The sequence below is a fragment of the Brucella sp. TWI559 genome, assembly GCF_039674265.1.
GTDB classification, from domain to species: Bacteria; Pseudomonadota; Alphaproteobacteria; order Rhizobiales; family Rhizobiaceae; genus Brucella; species Brucella chromiisoli.
Window position 1 is genome coordinate 40,493 of sequence record NZ_JBDJNE010000017.1, and the last position, 18,359, is coordinate 58,851.

An 18,359-nucleotide genomic window follows, 5' to 3' on the forward strand; every position below is an offset into this window, starting at 1 on the left:
TAAAGCGCAGCCCGAGGCATCCGAAATGATCTTCGGGTAAGAAGCGCGTTAAAACAATTGGTTAAGATTGTGCGGTGGGGACGGTCGACGCTTATTGCAGATCGGAAAAGGATGTTTCCGAAGGGAACATCTCGTTGATAATGCAGGCAACCTCTGTCCGGTTGGACGCCTTCAACTTCTTCATGATATTGCGGATATGGACCTTGACCGTGCTTTCACGAAGCTTGAGCTCATACGCAATAATCTTATTCGCCTTGCCGCGACGCAGCGCATTGACCACTTCCGCCTGACGCAGGGTAAACATACCACCCAGAGGCTGGAGCCGGTGCGAATTGGGGTCGGTCGCGTGACGAAGAGCCAGCACGCTGCTGGCAGGAACAAAGGTGCCGCCAGCCATGGCAAGCCGCAGCGCTTCCACGCAGACATTCACATTGACAGAGGTCGGGATATACCCTTTGACACCATAATCGAGCGCTTTGAGAACCTGCGAAATATCTTCTTTGTCCGCAAGAATAATCACCGGAGCGGGTCCGCAATCATTGACGATGCGGTTGAGATAATTGCCGACCGCAGGGTCCGAAACCTTCTGACCACCAATGTTGAAAAGGACCGCGCGGACAGTGCGTCCACGCCGCTGATGCTGCCATTGTTCAAACGAACTGAACGTGGCAATCGACATTTCAATACTGTGGTTGTTGAGCCCATGTGCAAGGCATTCACGGTCCAATGCACGGTTATCGATGATAACAAGTAACGGTAGAATACCATCAAAAGAATCTGCTGACTTTGATGATGAATCTTTCGCGATAACCTGGCTTTTATTATTATTTTCACTGGTTCTGCTGTTAAAACTCGGAGAAACGTTCATCTTTTTGCCCTCTAGCCCCTTTTAAGCGCACGATTCATTGCTCTTAAAACGCAATGAGTTAAGCGCAGCGGCCACCTGTTTATGATTTCCGAGAGGTTTATTTTAAACCTCGTAATCAATTCTTATTTTTTATTTTGTTACCTAGAAGATTGCCCGAATTTTAAAACAGTGTCATTAACCTAGATTAGGCAATTACGTGAAATATGGTTTAGGGAAATATTATAAATATACGCAATTAGTGGTAGAAATTACTACCTTGTCAAAATAGGAGCGCTCGCTGACATTTATGGAAGCGCTTCGGCCCCCAAACGATCACTAAAAATCGAATCGCTAAAGAAGCAATCTCCAATTTTTGGGCGGCGGCAGGACGAATGCCAATGATTGTGAATGTTGACGATTCAAAAACACTGCGCCATTTTCTGGAGAGCCCGCCAATTGGTGCGGTTTTTGAAGAAAACGACTTTAACGTTCTTGGTGCGCTGCCCGTATTGGTGAAAACCTATCCACCCCACACCATCGTCAGCAGTCAGGGCGACTGGGCAAACTCGCTTCACATTATCAAGAGCGGCTGGGGATGCATCTATCGTGATCTGGCCGATGGAGATCGCCAGATACTCGACTTTCCCATGAAAGGGGATTTTCTGGGCTTCCGCACGGGCATCGGCTTTAATTACTACACTTTGATTTCGGTGACCGAAATGTCCGTTTTTGAACTTTCTCTCGACCACCTGACGGAATGTCTTGTGAAATCGCCGCGCCTGGCCATGACTTTTATAGAGCTGATGGCGCGACAGCGCGCCATTCTTGTTGAACATGTCATCAGCATCGGACGGCGCAGCGGGCTGGTACGTGTGGCGCATCTATTGCTTGAACTCGGGCATCGCGCGCGTTTGAACGGCACGGGCAATGCGGTTTCCTTTTTTTGCCCCCTCACCCAGACAGAGCTTGGCGATGCACTGGGGCTAACCGCCATTCATATCAACCGTATGTTACGGGAGCTGCGTAGCGATGGCTTGCTGACTTTTCGCAACAATCTTGTTGAATTTCTCAACAAGCCAGCCCTCACGCAAATTTCCAGCTTCGATGAAGACTATCTCAATATGGAAATCTTCCCGCGCTTCCATTTGACCAGCCCGCGACACCGTTGAACACCAACACTGTGCGCCGGTTGAAACCTTTAACAACTCAGAGCATTCAATCGCCATAGCCAGTCAGCTTTCTTTGCCTCGTTTCAGACTGAAATTAGCAATTGGCACCGGGCGTCCAAACAGCCAACCCTGACCGACAGCATCCGGGTGGAGCTTTAACACATAAGCGGCCTGCTCCGGCTTTTCGATCCCCTCGACAACAATCTTCAAGTCGAGGCGGCGCGCAATGCTACAGATATTCTCGACAATTTCAGCGCTGACTGCCTCTGTTCCAATTGCCTGCGTAAACATTTTATCGATCTTAATACCGCTGATTGGAAGCTTTGCCAGATAAGCGAGATTGGAATAGCCTGTTCCAAAATCATCAATGAAAAACTCGTAACCACTCTCTCGAAACGACTTCATCTTTTCAATGAGATGGCTATGATGTGCCGTTGAACGTTCCGTCACTTCCAAAATGATCTGGCATGGTGACAAGCCATGGCGCTTCACTTCATTTTCAAGAAAAACACGCAATTCAGTGTCGAGAACATCTTCCGCAGACACATTGATACTCAAATAAAAATTGCCATTATTTTTCAGAAAAGGCTCCATCTCTTTCAGCGCATTGCGTATGATAAGACGCGTTACATCCCCGATGATACCAAGCTTCTCGGCGATCGGAATGAAAACGTCCGGTGAAATGGAGTTATGGAGATCATCAAGCAAGCGCGCCAGCACCTCAGCGCCAATCACTTTCTCATCATGCAGCCTTACCAGTGGCTGATAAACAACACTCATGCGTTCCGTAGCAATTGACCGCTTTATCTGCTGAGGCAGTGATGCATATCCCCGCCGCCAGCGAACCGCAGCAAGCCCCCCTCCTCCACCAACCAGTGCCCCAAAGCCTGCAATCGCCAGCAATACGCCAACCGGCTGCTGTAACACGCTGACCCCGGTAAGACTTGCAATCACACAGATATCAAAATCGTCATCGCATCGCGAAACAAGACGGCGAGACCTTAAATCATACCATGCAAGCTGGTGCGGCATATCCGTCTGCAGATGACTACCATCACCAAATGAACGATAGATGTAATGGCCGTCGCGGCTGATCACATGTGCACTCAAATTTGCATCTGCTTTCTCGTGTAGAGCGAATGCAATCGGCGATGTGAAGACGATGGCTGATCCCCTCGCGACCATATCCACATTGCCGGAGTGCTTGCCTATATTGGATGCATTCGCCCACAAATGATGTCCATTATCCACCACGCGATCTGGTTGCGGCAAAACTTCCGGCGGAGAGAAACGCCCCCAGAGCGCCGTACAGATGATCCGGTTGTTTTCCACACGCCCAACATCGCGTAAAAACGGTGCCTTAAATGCAAGACGGCGGATTTCTGTTAAATCCTCATCCGAGCACGGTTCGCGATCACTGCTATTGATTAAAGCAAGCGTATTGCGCCCATCATGGGCGACATCAACTGCATTGGACAGCACGTTATCGCGATAATCATTCAGTCGAGCATAAGACAGACGCACCAGCTCAATTTGGCCGAGCATAAGAGTAATTAAAATTCCCAGAATGGCCGCGAGCGCAATAAAGAGCCTGTCATTGCCATTACGAATGCTCAACATCAGGACTATTCCCCACGGCTATTGCGCTCAACTCTCTTATACAAAACCGGTGTCTGAATATTTAACAAAATCGACTATTTCACTAAATAAGCAAATATGTTAAATAATTAGATATAATTTCAATTTAAACTAATAAATATTTAAAATACATGATTAGAATACGTAAATTAATTGAATATTTTCAATACATAAAACTTCTATAGTGATTGATATTTTTTAGTTGTTTATAGATATTTCACGGGGAAAAATCGATAAAGCCGGAACGACTGTATAAAAATTTAAATTATATTCGACAGTTGACGTCTGAAAACTTACCAATAAATTATCAGGCATGACCAAAATTGCGATCAATCAAAACTATCTCCTCGAAAAATTAGCGGCCCTGCTGGCAATTCCAAGCCCGACCGGCTTCACAGACGAAGCGGTGCATTTTGTTGCACGCGAACTGGAGCGGCTCGGCCTCGAAGTCATTCTGACGCGACGCGGGGCGATCCGCGCACGTCGCAATGGAAAATCCCGCAAACCAGCGCGCGGTATTGTCTCCCATTTAGACACGCTCGGAGCGCAAGTTAAGTATCTGAAATCAAACGGGCGGCTGGAGCTTGTTTCAATTGGCAACTGGTCGGCACGCTTTGCCGAAGGTGCGCGCGTTTCGATCTTTTCCTCCAAAGGTATCTATCGCGGTTCCATCCTGCCGCTGAAAGCCTCCGGTCACACCTTTAATGAAGAAGTGGATACGCTCCCTGTCGGCTGGAATTATATTGAGCTGCGCGTGGATGCGCTTGCCCGCAACAAGGAAGACCTGATCGAACTTGGCATTGATGTGGGCGATATTGTTGCCGTTGATCCAATGCCGGAATTCATTGACAACGGGTTTATTGTTTCGCGGCATCTCGATGACAAGGCCGGCGTTGCCATCATGCTCGCTTCTCTTGAAGCCATGCAACGCCTGAATATTGAAACGCCCGTTGACACCTATTGGCTTTTCACGATTGCTGAAGAGGTCGGAGCGGGTGCTTCTGCTGTCGTTGTTCCTGAAATAGCATCGCTTGTGGCGATCGATAATGGCACAACCGCACCCGGACAGAACTCATCGGAGTTTGGTGTAACGCTTGCCATGGCAGACCAGACTGGCCCGTTCGATTATCACCTCACCCGGAAGCTATACGAGCTCTGCGGCGAGCACGATATCCCCGTGCAGAAAGATGTTTTCCGCTATTATCGCTCGGATGCGGCATCGGCTGTCGAGGCCGGACATGATGTGCGCACGGCGCTTCTGACCTTTGGTGTGGATGCCTCGCATGGCTATGAGCGCATTCATTTGAGCGCACTCACCTCCATCGCAAAGCTGAGCGTTCATTATGCAATGAGTGATGTCGAGATCAAGCGCGATGCTGAGGAAACAACCAAGGGTCTCAAGGGCTTCACCCATCAGACATCGACCACGGCTGAGCAGGATTTGAAGCCCGAAGACACGCCGACAGAATAGCCATTCAGGCGACGACATTGGCAAGGCGGGTTCATCCCGCCTTTTTTCATGCGCGTAAATTAATTATGATAATTTATTGATAAACTCTATTTTCTCCCTATAAATTAACCCAGACAGACTTGCAGGCAAACATGGCCAAACGAAAGGAACCGCTGATGAAGAGGTTATTTCGCGCCGTTTTAACCGCGGCCACTCTGGTTCTGGGTTCAGTGACATTTCACGCTGGCGCGCAGACACCGCCCGATGTGCTGATTGTGGGGCAGATCGCCGAACCACAATCACTCGACCCTCATACGGTGACAGCAACCAATGATTTTCGTATCCTTGTAAACGTCTATGATGGTCTGGTGCGCTATAAGGATGGGACGCTTGAGATTGAGCCAGCGCTTGCGGAAAGCTGGACCATCTCAGATGACGGAAAAACCTATAAGTTCAAGCTGAAAGAAGGTATCAAATTCCACGACGGCTCCGATTTCAATGCCGAGGCGGTCAAATTCAACTTCGAGCGGATGCTGAACAAGGATCACCCTTTCTATAATACCGGTCCATTCCCGCTGTCTTTCAACTTTGAATCCATCGAAAGCGTGAATGCCATCGATACGCAAAACGTCGAGTTCAAGCTGAAAGAACCCTTTGCACCGTTTCTTTCAAACCTTGCTTATCCAACCGGGCTGATTGTTTCGCCCACCGCAATTGAGCAATATGGCGCTGAATTTGGTCGCCACCCATCGGGAACCGGTCCGTTCAAATTTGCTGAATGGCAATCCGGTCAGCGCGTGGTGGTTGAGCGCAATCCCGATTATTGGGACAGGGCACCGACACTCAATGCGATTGTCTTCCGGCCTATCACCGATGCCAATACCCGCGTCGCTGAAATGATGGCAGGCGGTATCGACATCATGGTTGAGGTGCCGCCGGATAACCTTGCGACCTTCAAACAGGATGCGAATTTTGCTGTCGCAGAACAGGCCGGGCCCCATGTGTGGTTTAACATTCTCAACACGAAGAGCGGTCCGTTTGCAGATAAGAAAGTCCGTCAGGCCGCAAATTACGCGGTCAACAAACAAGGCTTGGTCGATAACGTCCTGCAAGGCTCTGCCACCGTTGCAGCCGGTCCGGTGCCGCCCGCTTTCAACTGGGTTAACGATACGACCGAGCCTTATCCTTATGATCTCGAAAAAGCCAAAGCCCTGCTTCAGGAAGCAGATCAGACCAATCCGGAATTGACCTTCTATGTCACGGAAGGCGGCTCTGGGATGCTTGATCCGATCAATATGGGTGCTGCCATTCAGGCCGATCTTCAGGCCGCAGGCTTTAAAGTGAAAATCGAAACCTACGAGTGGAACACCTTCCTTGGTCGTGTGAATTCCGGTCTTGATGGCAAGGCGGACATGGCCGAAATGGCATGGATGACCAATGACCCGGATACGGTTCCCTTCCTCACACTGCGCACCGAAGCATTGCCAGACAAGGGCGGGTTTAACTCCGGCTATTATTCCAATCCCAAAGTCGATGACCTGCTGGCCAAAGCGCGTCAATCAACGGATCAGGCGGAGCGCGGCAAGCTCTATGGCGAGATTCAGTCGATTGTTCACGACGATGCGCCATGGCTTTTCGTGGCCAACTGGAAACAAAACGCCGTCACCACCGCAGCCGTGCAGAATTTCAGGCTTCAACCTTCGTTTCTGCTGCATCTCAAAGATGTAACCAAGCAATAAAACATTGCGCCAGCAATCATGTGGCTGGCGCAAATTTGCCAAAGCCTTTGATGCAAAATATAAAGCGGAGGAGAGCCAATGCCAGTCTATATCCTCAAGCGGCTCGTCGCAGTCATTCCCGTGCTTTTCGGACTATCTGTCATCGTCTTTCTGGTGATGGCATCAATTCCCGGCGACACCGCAACAGCCCTCCTCGGCTCTTATGCCACGCCGGAAAATGTCGAGCGGATCAACCGCGACCTCGGTCTTGATAAGCCGTTGATCCAGCAATATTTCATCTGGATCAGCAACCTCCTGCATGGGGATTTCGGGCGCTCCTTCGTGTTGAACCGCCCGGTGCTTGATGAAGTGCTGGAACGGTTTCATGCCACGCTCATTCTGGCAGGCGTTGCGCTCGTGCTCTGTTCGATCTTCGGACTTTTCGCAGGCATTGTCTCAGCCGTTCGTCAGTTTGGCTGGGCAGATCGCACCATCACCTTCATCGTTCTGGCAGGCATTTCGATCCCGTCATTCTGGCTTGGGCTTCTGCTGATCTACCTCTTCGCGGTTCACTGGCGTCTTCTTCCCGCTTCCGGCATGTATGCGGTCTATGGCGGCGGTGATCTCAAAGATCTCATCTGGCACCTGATCCTGCCTGCTTCCACCCTTGCCGTGGTTGCGGCTGGTGTGATTGCACGATTAACGCGCGGTGCAATGCTTGAAGTGCTGCGGCAAGATTATATCCGCACAGCACGCGCCAAGGGGCTGAACGAGCGCCGCGTGATCTACGGACATGCCTTTCGTGCGGCTCTTGTCAGCGTCATCCCGGTGATCGGCATTCAGGCAGGCTTTGTGCTGGGCGGCGCGGTCTATATTGAAACCGTGTTTCAATGGCCCGGTATCGGCGCCATGCTGGTCAAGGCGATTTCTACCCGCGACATCCTGCTTGTGCAGGGCGGCGTGCTGATCGTGGCAGCCAGCTATGTGCTGTTTAATCTGCTTGCCGATGTCATCCAGACCATGCTTGATCCGAGGATACGCACATGAGCGCAGTTTCGGACACGCCTGAACGTCTGTCGTCATGGCAATTGCTGATGAGCAATCGCCTTGCAGCTTTTGGCTTTTTCCTGCTGGCACTGATCTGCGTTCTCATCCTCATCGTGCCCATCCTACCGCTGCCGAACCCGTATGCGACAGCACCCGCCAACAGGCTGCAACCCGTCTTTAGCGCGGGGCATCTTTTGGGCACCGATCAGCTCGGTCGCGATATTCTCAGCCGCCTTCTGTGGGGCTCGCGTGTTTCGATTGCGGTTGGCTTTGCAGCCACGCTGATTGCCGCAATCATCGGCTCAACCATTGGCATCGTTGCGGGTTATGCAGGCGGACGCACAGATAATCTGATGATGCGCGGCGTCGATATGTTGATGGCTTTCCCCTATATTCTGCTGGCGCTTGCAATCGTCGCAGCCCTTGGGCCGGGATTGATGAATGCACTTTATGCAATTGCGGTCGTCAATATTCCCTTCTTTGCGCGTAATGTGCGCGGCACCGCACTCGGCCTTGCCAATCGTGAGTTTGTTGATGCCGCACGGCTTTCAGGCAAGGGGCATATTTCAATTCTGCTCACAGAAGTGCTGCCAAATGTGTTGCCGGTGATTGTCATCACCATGTCGACAACGGCGGGCTGGATGATCCTTGAAACAGCCGGTTTGAGCTTTCTGGGTCTTGGGGCACAACCACCGCAAGCCGATCTCGGTTCTATGCTTGGCGAAGGCCGCGCGCAAATGTTCACGGCACCGCATGTCTCCATTGTGCCGGGCCTGATGATTTTTCTGATTGTCATCAGCCTGAATGTTCTGGGCGATGGCGTCCGCGATGTGCTCGATCCACGGCTTCGTTCCGGTGCATTGGCAAGACCCGGCGCACGAACCGCCATTGCCAAAAACAGAAACGTGCCCAAAGCCGCGATGCCCGACGCAGCTCTGGCCGTTGAAAAGCTCGAAACCGGCTTCGTCAACAATGGCAGCTATACACCGGCGGTCAAGCAAGTATCGCTGCATCTCAATCGTGGCGAATGCCTGGGCCTGATTGGCGAAAGCGGCTCTGGCAAAAGCGTGACAGCGCTTTCCATCATGGGATTGGTTGCCTCACCGCCTGGATTGATCCGCAATGGTGCCATCTATCTTGATGGGAACGACGTGCTGAATATGACGGAAACCGAACTGACTGCAACGCGCGGCAGCAAAGTTGCCTATGTGTTTCAGGATCCGCTGACCACGCTGCATCCGATGTATTCAATCGGCAAACAAGTAGAGGAAGCAATCAGCGCGCATAGCACGATGAGCGCATCCGAACGCCGAAGGCGGGCAATCGCTTTGCTTGAGAAAGTTGGCATTCCCGACGCTCCCGAGCGCGCAGACCATTATCCGCACCAGCTTTCCGGTGGTCAGCGCCAGCGCGTCGGCATCGCTATGGCGCTTGCCAACGACCCCGATATTATCATTGCGGACGAACCCACGACCGCACTTGATGTCACGGTGCAGGCACGTATCCTCGAATTGCTGCGCGATCTGCAACGCGAACGGGGTATGGCACTGTTGTTCATCACCCATGATTTTGGCGTGGTTTCTGAAATCTGTGATCGCGTTGCCGTTATGAAGGATGGCGAAATCGTTGAAACAGGCACCGCAAAGGCTGTGCTCGCAGATCCGCAGCATAACTATACCAAGCGGCTGATTGCCTGCGTGCCGGAACTGGGTCAGGGAGGGAGCTTTCACGACCGGGTTGCAAAGCTGTTCAATGATAAGCAGAGGGGGGTTGCAACATGACAAACGCAGCAATCAGCGTGCACAATCTGAGCAAAACCTTTGGTGGCGGACGCACAATTTTTGGCAAACAGCGCCACACCGTCGAAGCGGTCAAGTCAGTCTCGCTTACTCTGGCACGTGGTGAAACCCTGGCCATTGTCGGCGAGAGTGGTTCCGGCAAAAGCACTTTGGCGCGCATGCTGGTGGGCCTGACAGACCCAAGCGATGGAACAATGACAATTGCCGGTCAGGATGCAAGCGCTCTTCGACGTTCCGGGCCACGGGCTTTTGGCAAAGTTATTCAATATGTGTTTCAGGACCCGGTTGCTTCGCTTAACCCGCGCAAGACCATCCGACAAATCCTCGAAACGCCGCTGAAACTTCTTGGGGGGCTTGAGCAAGGCCAGCGCCAAAGGCGCATGGAAGAGCTGCTCGACGCCGTTCAAATGCCCAAAGACACCTTATCACGTTATCCGCATGAGTTTTCCGGTGGACAGGCGCAGCGCATCGCCATAGCCCGAACACTTGCAGCAAATGCTGAAATCATCGTTCTTGATGAGCCGGTTAGTGCGCTCGATGTCTCGGTTCAGGCACAAGTGCTGCTGTTGCTTGATGCGTTGAAACAGGAATTTGGCCTGTCCTATCTTTTCATCAGTCACGACCTTGCGGTTGTTGAGGCGATCAGTGACCGCGTGGCTGTGATGTATTATGGGAAAATAGTCGAGGAAGCCACGGCGGAAGACCTTTTTACCAACCCGCAACATGCCTATACACGTCAGCTTATCGATAGCGCGCCGCGTATAAAAAGAGAGTAGCAAGGCATGGCCCAAAACAGCCGCACCAAACTTCATGCTGCTTCGCCAGGCAAAGCGAAGCGACGGCCCGAGGTGATTGCTGAGCGTATCCGGCATGTCATTCAGACAGAAGGCCTGCAACCCGGTGACCGGCTGCCGCAGGAAAAAGACCTGATTGACCAATTCAAGGCGGCAAAAGGGACAGTGCGCGAAGCGATGAAAGCGCTTGAAACCCAGGGCCTGCTGTTCACGCGGACCGGCCCCGGCGGCGGTGTTTTCGTAGCCGAACCATCGGCGGAACATGCTATGGAAATGCTGGGGCATTATTTTTTCTTCGATCAACCGGGTCTTGAAGAGATTTATGCCATACGCAAGCTGCTTGAGCCGGAAATTGCGGCATCGCTTGCAGGCAAGCTGGACAGTTCCGATCTGGAAAGGCTGGAAAGCACGATGCGGTTTTACGACCGCGCGCCGAAAAATCTTGATGATCAGTTTCAGCAGCGCGTAGCAGAGCTCGATTTTCACAGCGAGCTTGCACAACGTTGCCCCAACCGGCTTCTCGGATTTATCTGCCGCCTTACCCATAAGCTGCTGCGTGATATGCCCCTCGCCCGCGCAATTTATGCCGATCCCACACCCAGCTCGCGCGAGGAAGGCCTGTTGTTTCAGCATCGCCTTTTGGCATCTTTGATTGAAAACCGCCCCGAAGATGCGCGCAAAATAGCCCTGGAACACATGATTTCAGCCGAAAAACACATGATTTCCAAGGCAAAACTGCTGTCAAAAAGCCAAAATCCGTAAAAAGCAAAAATTTCGGAACCATCCCGGCGCATGCGCATTAGCAATATGTGCAGGCCGTCGATACACTCATACGACGGCCTCATTTGTTGTTACTACAATGGAGGTTTCGACCCTTTTTATGTGTGGAATTTGCGGAGAAGTCAGGTTCGATGGTGCAACACCATCGGTTTCGGCAATCTCGAAAATGGCAGACTGCCTTGCGCCCAGAGGTCCAGATGCATCTGGCATCGTGGTGCGTGGTCATGTCGGTTTCGGACATCGGCGATTGCAGATCCTTGATCTGTCTGAAAAATCCCAGCAGCCCATGATCGACGCAGATCTGGGTATAAGCGTCGTCTTTAATGGGTGTATTTATAATTTCCGGGAATTGCGCACGGAACTTGAAGCGATGGGCTATCGCTTTTTCTCCGATGGCGACACAGAAGTGATCATCAAGGCGTGGCATGCCTGGGGCGAGGAATGCGTTTCGCGTTTTCACGGCATGTTCGCCTTTGCCATCCATGAGCGCGATACCGGCAAACTAATCTTTGCCCGTGACCGTTTTGGCATCAAGCCGCTCTATCTTGCGCAAGTCAATGGCGCATTGCGCTTTGCATCAACGCTTCCAGCGCTTGTTAAAGCTGGTGGCATCGACACGTCAATCGACCGCGCAGCCTTGCATAATTACATGAGTTTTCATGCCGTGGTGCCACCGCCGCGCACCATCTATAATGGCGTGCGCAAGCTGCCAGCAGCCACCATTCGCGTTTATCAGGCCAATGGTGAATTTCGCGACCGTATCTACTGGCAGCCCCCGCACAGCCGTCGGCCAAGCGACAACGCCATCAGCCGTGAAGAATGGCAAGAGCAGCTTCTTGATAAATTGCGCTTGGCCGTAAAGCGCCGCATGATCTCCGATGTTCCGGTTGGCGTTCTTCTGTCAGGTGGTGTGGATTCAAGCCTGATTGTCGGCCTGCTTGCAGAAGCTGGTCAGGCAGGACTGATGAGCTTTTCTGTCGGTTTTGAAGAAGCCAACGGCGAAAAAGGCGACGAGTTCGTCTATTCCGACCTTATCGCCAAACATTTCGGCACAGACCATCACAAGATCTTTGTCCCGTCTTCTGATCTGATGGATGCGCTTCCCGGCACCATTGCCGCCATGTCGGAACCCATGGTTTCCTATGATAATGTCGGATTCTATCTGCTTTCCAAGGAAGTCTCCAAGCATATCAAGGTCGTACAATCCGGTCAGGGGGCTGACGAGGTTTTCGCGGGCTATCACTGGTATCCGCCATTGGTCGACTCCAATGATGTGGTCAGCGATTATGCCAAGGCATTCTGTGACCGCTCGCATGATGTGCTTAAAACCCAGCTATCGCCCGACTGGATGACAGATCGCGACTATAGCCGTGATCTCATCGAAGAGCATTTGCTGCGCGATGGCGCTGATACGCCGGTTGACCGCGCACTTCGTCTCGACAGCAATATCATGCTGGTCGATGACCCGGTCAAGCGCGTCGACAATATGACCATGGCCTGGGGTCTGGAAGCGCGGGTGCCGTTTCTTGATCACGAACTGGTCGAGCTTGCCGCACGTATGCCACCTGAGGAAAAGCTGCGCGACGGCGGCAAAGGCATTTTGAAAGATGTCGCACGCAAGATCGTCCCAAGTGCTGTGATCGACCGCAAGAAGGGATATTTCCCGGTTCCGCAGCTTAAATATATCGCTGGCCCCTATCTCGATATGCTGCGCGATGCGCTTTCATCGCAAAAGGCGCGCGAACGCGGACTTTTCCAGCGCGATTATCTGGATCGTCTGTTTGCGAACCCGTCGGAGCACATCACACCGTTGCGCGGTTCGGAACTCTGGCAGGCTGGACTTCTGGAAATGTGGCTTCAGACGCAAGAGGCCTGAAATGGGGAGGCCTAAGATGAAAAAGACAAGTGAGGTTGACATGACCCGGCAGAAAGCAAGAGGGAGAAACGCTTTCTCGCACAGGCTGACAAGGCTGCGCACACCCGAAGGCGCAGGGTTTTATCAGGAGCATTCAAACGGCAACGCGCAGGGCGCGAGTGACACCACCAACCGCAATGTGATGCTTGATTGCGGTTGGGGCAGATTGCTTTTTGCACAAACCTTTGAAAGCAACGAGGCAATCATTGAGGCCTTGCGCGCCGAAGCACCGGCCAGCCGGGATATTCTGTTTTATGTCAGCGATCCGCATGTGCTGTTGTCACAGGCACCGCAGGAAATCTTTCTCGATCCATCGCACACTTACCGGCTTGATCTGTCCAATTATCGTGCCGGCGGTCGCCAGACGCGTGGCATCAGCATTCGCCGCGCTGTGTCGGAAATCGATGCAGACGGAATCAATGCCGTTTATGCGGCCTGCGGCATGGTGCAATTGCGCCCGGATTTCTTCTCATGTGAACGCGATAATCGAGCCGTCACCTATTTTGTTGCGCAGGATGACGCGAGCAGCGAAATTGTCGGCACTGTCACCGGCATCAATCACCAACGTTTGTTTAACGACAGGGATCAGGGCGGCTCACTTTGGTGCCTTGCCGTGCATCCGCAGGCGCGACAGCCGGGTATTGGCGAAAAGCTTGTGCGCAAGCTTGCCGAGCATTTTCAGGCACGCGGGCTTAATCACGTGGATTTGTCAGTGCTATACGACAATGACAACGCAATCCGCCTTTATGAAAAATTGAAATTCCGCCGCGTTCCGCTTTTCACGATCAAACGCAAGAACGCGATCAATGAAAAATTCTTTGCGCAACCGATCAACGCAATTGGCGCGCTCAACCCCTATGCGCGCATTATTGTCGATGAAGCGCTAAGGCGCGGCGTGCATGTCGATATTACAGACGCCAAAGGCGGCTTTTTTCGCCTGTCCCATGGCGGGCGTTCGATCCATTGCCGCGAGAGCCTTTCGGAAATGACATCGGGTGTTGCCATGTCCATCTGTGATGACAAGGCCGTCACGCGCAGAACCGTCGCAAAAGCGGGCCTGAGTGTGCCCGAGCAGATAGCAGCAAACGCCGAAGACAAGACGCTCGAAGCCTTTCTCGCAAAGCACGATAAACTGGTCGTAAAGCCCGCGCGCGGGGAACAGGGGCGTGGAATTTCAGTCGGCGTAACGACGATGAAAGACTTGCGCGCCGCCATCAAACAAGCACGCGAAGTGTGCGACCAGGTGTTGCTCGAAGCCTGTTTTGAGGGCGATGATCTTCGGCTGGTTATTATCGACTTTAAGCTGGTGGCGGCGGCGATACGCCGACCACCGCGGGTGATCGGCGATGGCAAATCCACGATCCGACGGCTTATCGAGGTCCAGTCACGTCGCCGTCTTGCAGCAACAGGCGGTGAAAGCCGGATTCCGATTGATGCCGAGACCAGACGTTGCCTTGAGCAGCAGGGGCTTACGCTTGACGATATTCTCGCGGATGCACACGAAATCACCGTACGCAAGGCGGCCAATCTCCATACGGGAGGCACGATTCACGATGTAACGGCAATGGTGCATCCGTCTCTCGTCGAAGCCGCCTGCAAGGCTGCCCGCGCAATCGACATCCCGGTTGTGGGAATTGATTTCATGGTGAAATCACCTGAAACGCCTGATTATGTGTTCATCGAAGCCAACGAGCGACCTGGATTGGCCAATCACGAGCCACAGCCAACCGCTGCGCGTTTTGTAGAATGCATGTTTCCGCAATTGCTCCATGTCCCCCAAAACTGGGAGCCAGCTTCGGGCGGATAAAACACCCAGGCGCATCGCACCGACAAGACCACGCTCTCAGCGAATGCGGTTCATTCTCGATGCCGGCTGTTTATGTTCCAATAATACAGTCGGCATCTGCGTGCTCATTTTACCAGTTTCATGGCAAGTGGGCTTCACACCGAGGCCATTGCTTTTCCAGATATTTTTGATGTTTTACTGCGAGCAGCGTCGTTTCAGATCGCAACTTAAATCCCTTAGAACAACGCGCATATGTATATTATATAATACTTAAATAATAACAAGTAAAAAATATTTTTTATACACAGATTGTTATTGAAATTAAAATACAACAAAAAATAGACCTAATCATTCAAAAAATGGTCAACATCGTGACAGTTTTCATGATCTAGAGAGATTTTTATGAGCATCAAATCATATTCTTTTACTAATTTTGCTCTTTCGCGTCGGAATTTTATAAAAGCGAGTTGTGCTGCACCCTTTGCCGTGTGTGGCTGCGCCTCCCACAATGCCATGGCGCAGAGCCGCTTTTACGCTGAAGCTGTTACCACTCTGGAGGAATCTGTTGTTCCAGGCGATTACCTAAAAAAAGGGAAACCATATCGCAAAACGGCTGTCGATAACGGCTGGCCTATTATCGTGCGACAAGACCTGTCAGAAGCATTTGACGGCAGAGAGAAAAGCAGAAAAGCACTTGTTTCCTTTGTCCAGATAACAGACTTGCATATTATTGATGCCTCTTCGCCGGGACATGCGGCATTTATGCGCCAATATGGTGGACCAAATGGCAACATTGACGGGGCACCGTTGGCGAACGCGTGGCGCCCTCAAGAAACGCTCACAGTGCATGTGCTCGATGCGATGATCAGGCGTTTGAACGCTCTTTCTAAAGGGCCTGTTTCCGGGCGAAAGTTTGATTTTGCCATATCAACCGGTGACAGTGCCGATACGCGCGCCATGCACGAACTTGAAACCGTCTTGGCACTGCTGAATGGCGAATGGGCCACCATGTCCGCCAGCGGAACGGAATATGTCGGCGTCCAGGGCAATCATGGCCTTACCGAAGAAACTTACGATGCTTACTGGCATCCAGAGCCCGTATCCAACGGACATAAAGACGATTTGTGGAAACGGGCATTTGGCTACCCTGAAATCGAAGGCTTTTTAGCTGCGGTAAGCCAACCCGTAAAAGCAGAAGGTTTCAAAATGCCATGGTATTCTGGTTTTGGAAATCATGATCAGCTTGACTATGGCGTTTTTGGCGCGGGAAACATCACAGATTTCATATCCGCGCTAAGCGTCTCGAACCGGGTGGTCACGGCCTTACCCAAAGCGATGCCGCCTGAAATGTTTATTGGCGCAGTCACTCAGGGAACAAACGCGCAAATACAGGAACTGATGTCTTCCCTGCCATCCATGGATACGGTCCCGTCGATAAATCGCCGCCCTTTTTCAAAGGAAGAATTTATACAGAAACATCTCGATGCGGCAGGCGCTTACGGCCCCGTCGGCCACGGGTTTTCAACTGACAATCTAGCCCAGCAGACAGCCTACTATGCATTCAATATGGCGGATGGCGTCATCGGCATAATGCTTGATTCTACCAATCCGAATGGCGGCCCTGACGGCTCACTTGATACGCCTCAGGCCGAATGGCTGGAGCGCCAATTGACGGAAAATTCGTCAAAATATTATGCGACTGACGGATCAATCGTTAATTCAGCAAATAAAGACGCGATCATCGTTATCTTCTCTCATCATAATTCGATTACATTTGATAATCTCAAGCGTGCGCCAGCTGGCCAGCCTGACAACACCCGTATCGGTGGAGCCGAGTTCATTGCACTGCTGTCCCGCTTTCCAAATGTTGTGCTCTGGGTGAACGGTCATACGCACTGCAACCGTATCTGGAGTCATTACGACCCCCGAAATAACCAGCACGGATTTTGGGAGGTTAACACCGCAGCACATATCGATTACCCACAGCAATCAAGAACGATTGAAATTTTTGACAATCGTGACGGCACCCTATCAATCTTCGGCACAATTATAGATCATTCATCGCCTGATTCAATCATTCGCGAAGGTCCCCAAACGGCAGCGTCGCTTGCAGCACTGAGCCTTGAACTCGCAATGAATGATCCCGCGCTGGACAGAGCCTATCGACTGGGGGTACCGGAGGATTTAAACGTCGAACTCATCGTTAAAAAACCTTTCTAGAGGTAAAATTGCCAGTGAAACTGCCTCTCGAGAGCAATCTTTTGAAGTTTATTTTCTAGCCGGCAGATCGCCTGACTATGCAACGCGTTCAGCGCCCCGCCCCAATACGCTCGACCGTTGAGAATTATGCTAATTAACTGTCAGAATGACCTTCTAAAACAAGAAGGTCACTCTGTATTGATATACTACAAGAGTATTTTATTTTGAGAACAGAAGTTTCCAAACGCTTCCACCTAGGACACCACCAAGTAATGGCGCCGCCCAGAAAAGCCAAAGTTGGCTAAGAGCTGGAACAGCGGCAAATAGCGCAACACCTGTTGACCGAGCTGGATTGACAGATGTGTTTGCAATTGGTCCAGACATCAGAATTATCGCTGTAAGGCACAAGCCGATGGCAATCGGTGCGATACTTTCTAATGCAGGCGACGATGTTGTGCTCAGGATGACAAAGATGAACATGCCCGTCAAAACAGTTTCAGCGATCGCGGCGGAAAGAATATTGTAGTGATCCGGTGATAGTTCACCGTAGCCATTGCTTGCAAAACCGCCGATTTCAAACCCGGCTTTGCCAGTGGCGATGATGTAGAGAACGCCAGCGGCAACAACCGAGCCTGCTACCTGAGCTATCCAGTAGGGAACCAGAGATTTGGCTGGAAATTTGCCCGCAACAGCCAATCCCAGCGACACTGCGGGATTGAGATGGGCACCTGAAATTCCACCAACTGAATAAGCCATCGTCATGAGGCTCAGACCAAATGCAAAAGCTATGCCTAAAATACCAATCCCAAGATTAGGGAATGCTGCGGAAACAATCGCGGAACCGCAACCAATGAATATAAGCCAGAATGTGCCGATAAACTCGGCCGTTAATTTTTTAAACATAAGTTTTCCTACAAGATAAATATTACTTAGTTGGCGATGTCAAAATCACCAAGTAGATGTAATTTTTGATAAATTATTTTATTTAGAAAGTCTGCATTAACGCGCATTCCGAAAAGTTTGGAACGGTTTTCGGATAAGATGCGCGTTAAACTTATGGTGAGAACGTCGATCTGATTTAATCAGATTAAAACGCGCTTTAGTATCCGTGCGCCGTCTTGAGCGCCGCACGCACACCGGCTTCATAATCAGGATGTACAAGCTTGAAGTGCGCCAACTGGCGTTCGACGATAAAGCCCGGCACACCGCCCATGGCT

At 51.5% G+C, this 18,359-nt stretch carries 13 protein-coding genes; 10 read left to right on the forward strand and 3 right to left on the reverse strand.

Features of this window, described 5'->3' with window-relative positions:
* Positions 1 to 91: 91 nt before the first annotated feature.
* Positions 92 to 868 (reverse strand): response regulator transcription factor, encoded by a 777-nt coding sequence (locus ABE530_RS16695; protein WP_499695261.1) that lies wholly within the window; start codon positions 866 to 868, stop codon positions 92 to 94.
* 377 nt (positions 869 to 1,245) lie between these two features.
* Between ABE530_RS16695 and ABE530_RS16700 the strand changes: the two genes are divergently transcribed.
* Positions 1,246 to 2,016 (forward strand): Crp/Fnr family transcriptional regulator, encoded by a 771-nt coding sequence (locus ABE530_RS16700; RefSeq protein WP_499695262.1) that lies wholly within the window; start codon positions 1,246 to 1,248, stop codon positions 2,014 to 2,016.
* 63 nt (positions 2,017 to 2,079) lie between these two features.
* Here ABE530_RS16700 and ABE530_RS16705 read toward each other — a convergent pair whose 3' ends face one another.
* Entirely contained in the window at positions 2,080 to 3,636 is a 1,557-nt protein-coding gene (locus tag ABE530_RS16705) for an EAL domain-containing protein (RefSeq protein ID WP_499695263.1), read from the reverse strand.
* A gap of 331 nt (positions 3,637 to 3,967) precedes the next feature.
* Here ABE530_RS16705 and ABE530_RS16710 point away from each other — a divergent pair, with 331 nt between their 5' ends.
* The 9 genes from ABE530_RS16710 to ABE530_RS16750 all read left to right on the forward strand — a co-directional run bounded on the left by ABE530_RS16710 (position 3,968) and on the right by ABE530_RS16750 (position 17,163).
* Positions 3,968 to 5,125: an osmoprotectant NAGGN system M42 family peptidase gene (locus ABE530_RS16710; RefSeq protein ID WP_265986458.1), complete on the forward strand. Its 1,158-nt coding sequence runs from the start codon at positions 3,968 to 3,970 to the stop codon at positions 5,123 to 5,125.
* Between the two features lie 155 nt (positions 5,126 to 5,280).
* The gene (locus tag ABE530_RS16715) at positions 5,281 to 6,843 is read left to right on the forward strand and encodes an ABC transporter substrate-binding protein (RefSeq protein ID WP_499695264.1); all 1,563 of its coding nucleotides are present in this window, start codon (positions 5,281 to 5,283) and stop codon (positions 6,841 to 6,843) included.
* 78 nt (positions 6,844 to 6,921) lie between these two features.
* A complete protein-coding gene (locus ABE530_RS16720) occupies positions 6,922 to 7,869 on the forward strand; it encodes an ABC transporter permease (RefSeq protein ID WP_499695265.1) in 948 nt (315 codons plus the stop codon).
* Positions 7,866 to 9,650 carry a dipeptide/oligopeptide/nickel ABC transporter permease/ATP-binding protein gene (locus tag ABE530_RS16725; protein ID WP_499695266.1) on the forward strand — a complete coding sequence of 595 codons (1,785 nt, stop codon included), beginning with the start codon at positions 7,866 to 7,868 and terminating at the stop codon, positions 9,648 to 9,650. Before ABE530_RS16720 ends, ABE530_RS16725 begins: the two co-directional genes overlap by 4 nt.
* Entirely contained in the window at positions 9,647 to 10,444 is a 798-nt protein-coding gene (locus ABE530_RS16730) for an ATP-binding cassette domain-containing protein (protein WP_499695267.1), read from the forward strand. The genes ABE530_RS16725 and ABE530_RS16730 overlap by 4 nt, the downstream gene beginning before the upstream one ends.
* Before the next feature lie 6 nt (positions 10,445 to 10,450).
* Entirely contained in the window at positions 10,451 to 11,224 is a 774-nt protein-coding gene (locus ABE530_RS16735; RefSeq protein ID WP_499695268.1) for a FadR/GntR family transcriptional regulator, read from the forward strand.
* A gap of 118 nt (positions 11,225 to 11,342) precedes the next feature.
* On the forward strand, positions 11,343 to 13,118 hold the full coding sequence (locus tag ABE530_RS16740) for an N-acetylglutaminylglutamine amidotransferase (protein ID WP_265986464.1): 1,776 nt from the start codon (positions 11,343 to 11,345) through the stop codon (positions 13,116 to 13,118).
* Positions 13,119 to 13,134: 16 nt separating this feature from the next.
* Positions 13,135 to 14,964 carry an N-acetylglutaminylglutamine synthetase gene (ngg, locus tag ABE530_RS16745; protein WP_265986465.1) on the forward strand — a complete coding sequence of 610 codons (1,830 nt, stop codon included), beginning with the start codon at positions 13,135 to 13,137 and terminating at the stop codon, positions 14,962 to 14,964.
* Positions 14,965 to 15,345: 381 nt separating this feature from the next.
* Entirely contained in the window at positions 15,346 to 17,163 is a 1,818-nt protein-coding gene (locus ABE530_RS16750) for a TIGR03767 family metallophosphoesterase (protein ID WP_499695269.1), read from the forward strand.
* 198 nt (positions 17,164 to 17,361) lie between these two features.
* Here the strand turns inward: ABE530_RS16750 and aqpZ are convergent, their stop codons facing one another.
* Positions 17,362 to 18,045 (reverse strand): aquaporin Z, encoded by a 684-nt coding sequence (aqpZ, locus tag ABE530_RS16755; protein ID WP_265987041.1) that lies wholly within the window; start codon positions 18,043 to 18,045, stop codon positions 17,362 to 17,364.
* Between the last annotated feature and the right edge of the window lie 314 nt (positions 18,046 to 18,359).

Excerpts from the sequence above, each read along its gene's own strand:
- ABE530_RS16695 (WP_499695261.1), bottom strand. The coding sequence starts at position 868 with ATGAACGTTTCTCCGAGTTTTAACAGCAGAACCAGTGAAAATAATAAT.
- ABE530_RS16700 (WP_499695262.1), top strand. The coding sequence starts at position 1,246 with ATGATTGTGAATGTTGACGATTCAAAAACACTGCGCCATTTTCTGGAG.
- ABE530_RS16705 (WP_499695263.1), bottom strand. The coding sequence starts at position 3,636 with ATGTTGAGCATTCGTAATGGCAATGACAGGCTCTTTATTGCGCTCGCG.
- ABE530_RS16710 (WP_265986458.1), top strand. The coding sequence starts at position 3,968 with ATGACCAAAATTGCGATCAATCAAAACTATCTCCTCGAAAAATTAGCG.
- ABE530_RS16715 (WP_499695264.1), top strand. The coding sequence starts at position 5,281 with ATGAAGAGGTTATTTCGCGCCGTTTTAACCGCGGCCACTCTGGTTCTG.
- ABE530_RS16720 (WP_499695265.1), top strand. The coding sequence starts at position 6,922 with ATGCCAGTCTATATCCTCAAGCGGCTCGTCGCAGTCATTCCCGTGCTT.
- ABE530_RS16725 (WP_499695266.1), top strand. The coding sequence starts at position 7,866 with ATGAGCGCAGTTTCGGACACGCCTGAACGTCTGTCGTCATGGCAATTG.
- ABE530_RS16730 (WP_499695267.1), top strand. The coding sequence starts at position 9,647 with ATGACAAACGCAGCAATCAGCGTGCACAATCTGAGCAAAACCTTTGGT.
- ABE530_RS16735 (WP_499695268.1), top strand. The coding sequence starts at position 10,451 with ATGGCCCAAAACAGCCGCACCAAACTTCATGCTGCTTCGCCAGGCAAA.
- ABE530_RS16740 (WP_265986464.1), top strand. The coding sequence starts at position 11,343 with ATGTGTGGAATTTGCGGAGAAGTCAGGTTCGATGGTGCAACACCATCG.
- ngg (WP_265986465.1), top strand. The coding sequence starts at position 13,135 with ATGAAAAAGACAAGTGAGGTTGACATGACCCGGCAGAAAGCAAGAGGG.
- ABE530_RS16750 (WP_499695269.1), top strand. The coding sequence starts at position 15,346 with ATGAGCATCAAATCATATTCTTTTACTAATTTTGCTCTTTCGCGTCGG.
- aqpZ (WP_265987041.1), bottom strand. The coding sequence starts at position 18,045 with ATGTTTAAAAAATTAACGGCCGAGTTTATCGGCACATTCTGGCTTATA.